Source organism: Adlercreutzia sp. DFI.6.23 (assembly GCF_024462535.1).
In the GTDB taxonomy this organism is placed as follows: Bacteria; Actinomycetota; Coriobacteriia; order Coriobacteriales; family Eggerthellaceae; genus Adlercreutzia; species Adlercreutzia rubneri.
The window spans coordinates 1-287 of sequence record NZ_JANGBP010000826.1 but is presented as its reverse complement, the minus strand read 5'-3'; the positions used below and the strand labels follow the sequence as shown (position 1 = coordinate 287).

Below are 287 nucleotides of genomic sequence, written 5' to 3'. Positions count from 1 at the left end.
CTGCCCGCCCCACTTCACCTTCTTCGTGAATCGCCCCGATGTCGTGGACGACAACTAAGAGCGTTATCTTGAGAACCGCATGCGCGAGATGGGCATCCCCACCGTCGTGGCCCTCAACATGATGGATCTCGTGGAGAAAAACGGCGATAAGATCGACGTCGATGCCCTTGCCAAGCGCTTGGGCTGCCCGGTGGTGCCGACCTCAGAGGGCGTGGGCGAGTTCACCCAGGCCAACGCCGATTGCGAGCGCATCGTGCTGACCGAGAGCCATGCCTGCGGGGCCGCCG

General features: G+C 63.1%; 1 protein-coding gene. It reads left to right on the top strand.

The annotated features are described in order from the left end of the window. Positions 1–79: 79 nt before the first annotated feature. Positions 80–287: FeoB small GTPase domain-containing protein (locus NE591_RS15620; protein WP_256157146.1), on the top strand; the 208-nt coding region annotated here is incomplete at its 3' end.